Source organism: Bacteroidales bacterium (assembly GCA_018334875.1).
Lineage (GTDB): Bacteria > Bacteroidota > Bacteroidia > Bacteroidales > UBA12077 > JAGXLC01.
This window is the reverse complement of sequence record JAGXLC010000451.1, coordinates 1-3,222: the sequence shown is the minus strand read 5'-3', so window position 1 is coordinate 3,222 and position 3,222 is coordinate 1. Positions and strand designations below refer to the sequence as shown.

2 protein-coding genes are annotated in these 3,222 nt (G+C 42.8%); one reads left to right on the top strand and one right to left on the bottom strand.

Annotated features, from left to right (window positions below; translation table 11 throughout):
• Positions 1-250 (bottom strand): B12-binding domain-containing protein (locus KGY70_19665; GenBank protein MBS3777422.1); only part of this gene is annotated, 250 nt, incomplete at its 3' end.
• Between the two features lie 772 nt (positions 251-1,022).
• Between KGY70_19665 and KGY70_19660 the strand changes: the two genes are divergently transcribed.
• Positions 1,023-3,222, top strand: a 2,200-nt coding sequence (locus KGY70_19660) for a GH92 family glycosyl hydrolase (GenBank protein ID MBS3777421.1), incomplete at its 3' end; no start/stop codon positions are given.

The window sequence follows — 3,222 nt, the reverse complement described above, 5'->3', positions numbered from 1 at the left end:
GATAAAATTCATTGAGGATGGCTTCCACGATTGCCGAGGCCAGGTGTTCGGTGGCGACACTAATTTTGTTGTACTCCCAGAATTTGCCTATTTCGTAGAGGGAAGTCTTAAAGACATCTTCGTAAAGATCCTGAATGGATGGGTTTTCTTCCAGGTATTTATGGGCATACCGGGAACAGAACCGGCGATCTCCTGAGATCAGGCCTTCCAGAAATTCTTTGTGCGGGTGATGGGATTGGTCTTCTTTCATTATTTTTTATTGGGTCGATTTTTCTTTTTCAAACAGGTGGCATGAAAGAAATCTTATAAGGTAGTAAAATAATACAAAGATTTATAAACAACTAAATTGTTTCTTTGATATTTATCAATGTTATTCTAGATTCTCTAAGAGTCAATTGATTGCATTTGATGATTTTTCTCTTGTTAAGGGAGATTGTGGGTAGATCTCGCCCTTACAGCATATCTATTTCATCAGGTTCTTTGCTACCTCAAGCATAGACCAGGAGATGGCTAATGATTAAATATTCCATGATCAAGCCAGATTAAATGACTTTTTCCTTATTTGCCGATTGGCGGATTGATTTTATCCAAAAATAAATAGTTGATATATAGTATTTAATGCATTTTTTCAAAATTAAGACACCAAATTCTCACCGAAATACAAAATATTTTTATATTATTGCCATCATAAGAGTTTAGAACGCAATCTTTAGAGTACTTCATGCGAAGGGTCTTGGCATCAGCATATCGCCCAAGGGTCTCATCTTAAATAACTTCAAACATTACAGGATAATTGCCTTTTTGTTGGGTGATTAAATGAATGAGTGGTTATAAAAGGATTTGATGGCCCAAGTTGGTTCATATATGGTTTTGCCTACTTTTTTCTTACCCATCTTTTTCGACCCCCTGCTACTTAGGTTTGGTTACATTTCGAAAGATCTCCTGGTCAAGATTCCCGGTGTTTGTTTATGCACTTTTGACCTGCAGAACCTTATTTCTAATCCCCTTAAAAATCTCTTATCATGGGAGCCAAACCAATTATTCCATTGCTTTTGTATTTGCTTTTAATTAACCCACAATCTGTATCGGCACAAGAGGCATCTGAATCAACCTTAGGTTCCGCTCAACGAAAGGATTTGGTTCAATATGTCAATCCGCTAATGGGCACAGATTCTAAATTTGAACTGTCCAATGGGAACACTTATCCCGCTATAGCCCGACCCTGGGGGATGAACTTCTGGGCCCCGCAAACCAGTCCGATGGGCGATGGCTGGGCCTATCAATACGATGATCATCAAATGCGCGGTTTTAAACAAACCCATCAGCCCAGCCCCTGGGTGAATGACTATGGGGCATTCTCTATGATGCCGGTAGTAGGGAAACTGAAATACAGAGAAGACGAACGACAGTCGTGGTTTTCTCATAAGACGGAAATTGTTAAGCCACATTACTATAAGGTTTATCTGGCTGAACCCAATGTATGGACCGAATTGGCCACTACCGACAGGTCGGCCATATTTCGCTTTTCGTTTCCAGAATCCGACTCGTCCTATATTGTGATTGACGCATTTAACCAGGGATCCCAAGTGGAGATTATTCCTTCGGAGAACAAGATTGTTGGTTATTGCAGGAATAATAACGGTGGGGTGCCTGACAACTTTCATAATTACTTTGTAGCAAAGTTCGATAAACCCTTTCAATATACCCATACCTGGAATAAGCAAGCACTCAACAGGGGGGGGCTCTCTGAGGAGGGAGAGCATGTAGGTGCTGTGATAGGTTTCGCAACCCATAAGAATGAAACGGTACATGTCCGGGTCTCCTCTTCTTTTATCAGTCCGCAACAAGCCGAGCTTAACCTGGAAAGGGAACTGGGAGAGAAGAGCTTTGAGGCTATCAAGGAGGATGGTTTCCATACATGGAATAAGGAACTGAACAGGATCCAGTTAGAAGGGGGCACACAGGATCAAAAGCAAACTTTTTATTCCTGTTTTTATCGAACTTTGTTGTTTCCCAGGAAATTTTATGAATGGAACAACCAGGGCCAGCCGGTGCATTACAGCCCCTACAATGGAAAGGTGGAAAGTGGGTACATGCATACGGATAATGGTTTCTGGGATACCTTCCGGGGCGTTTTCCCTTTCTTTTCTGTTATGTATCGTGATTTTAACGCGAAATACATGGAAAGTCTGGTCAATACTTATGAAGAAGGCGGCTGGTTGCCTGAATGGGCAAGTCCCGGGTACCGCGATGTAATGATCGGATCGAATTCGGCATCCATCATTGCCAATACTTATATGAGTGGAATACGTGGATATGATATCCATAAGCTTTATAAGGCCATGGTGAAGAATACCCGAGGTCATGGTCCGGTGGAGGCGGTTGGCCGATTGGGAGCCAGCTACTATAATGAATTGGGCTATGTTCCTTATGACGTAGGCATCAATGAGAGTGCTGCACGAACCCTGGAGTATGCATATAATGATTATTGTATCTGGCAGATAGCGAGGGCTATTGACAGGCCTAAAAGTGAGATCGATCAATTTGCCACACGGGCAAGGAATTACAGGAATCTTTTCTCCAGGGAGGACAACCTCATGCGGGGCCGGAACAAAGACGGCTCATTTCGCAAACCTTTCAATCCATTTAAATGGGGAGATGCCTTTACCGAAGGCAACAGCTGGCATTACACCTGGAGTGTTTTTCATGATCCCCAGGGATTAATCGACCTGATGGGAGGCAAGCGCCAATTTACAGCTATGTTGGATTCGGTCTTTGTTATGCCCCCTGTGTTCGATGAATCCTACTATGGAAAGGTCATTCATGAGATCCGGGAGATGCAGATAGCTGGAATGGGTCAATATGCCCACGGCAATCAACCCATCCAGCATATGATTTATCTGTATAATTATGCCGGTCAGCCCTGGAAAGCCCAGAGACATGTAAGGCAAGTGATGGACAGACTTTATCTGCCAACCCCGGATGGATATACAGGCGATGAAGACAATGGCCAGACCTCTGCCTGGTATTTATTAAGCGCCATGGGATTTTATTCTGTTGCACCGGCGTCTAATCAGTTTGTTTTCGGATCTCCCCTGTTTAATCAGATCACGCTGCATCTTGAAAACGGGAACCAATTTACCATCTCGGCACCTGGTAACAACACAGAGAACATATATATTCAGGAAATGAAGTTGAACGGGAGAAGAATGAATAAGAACT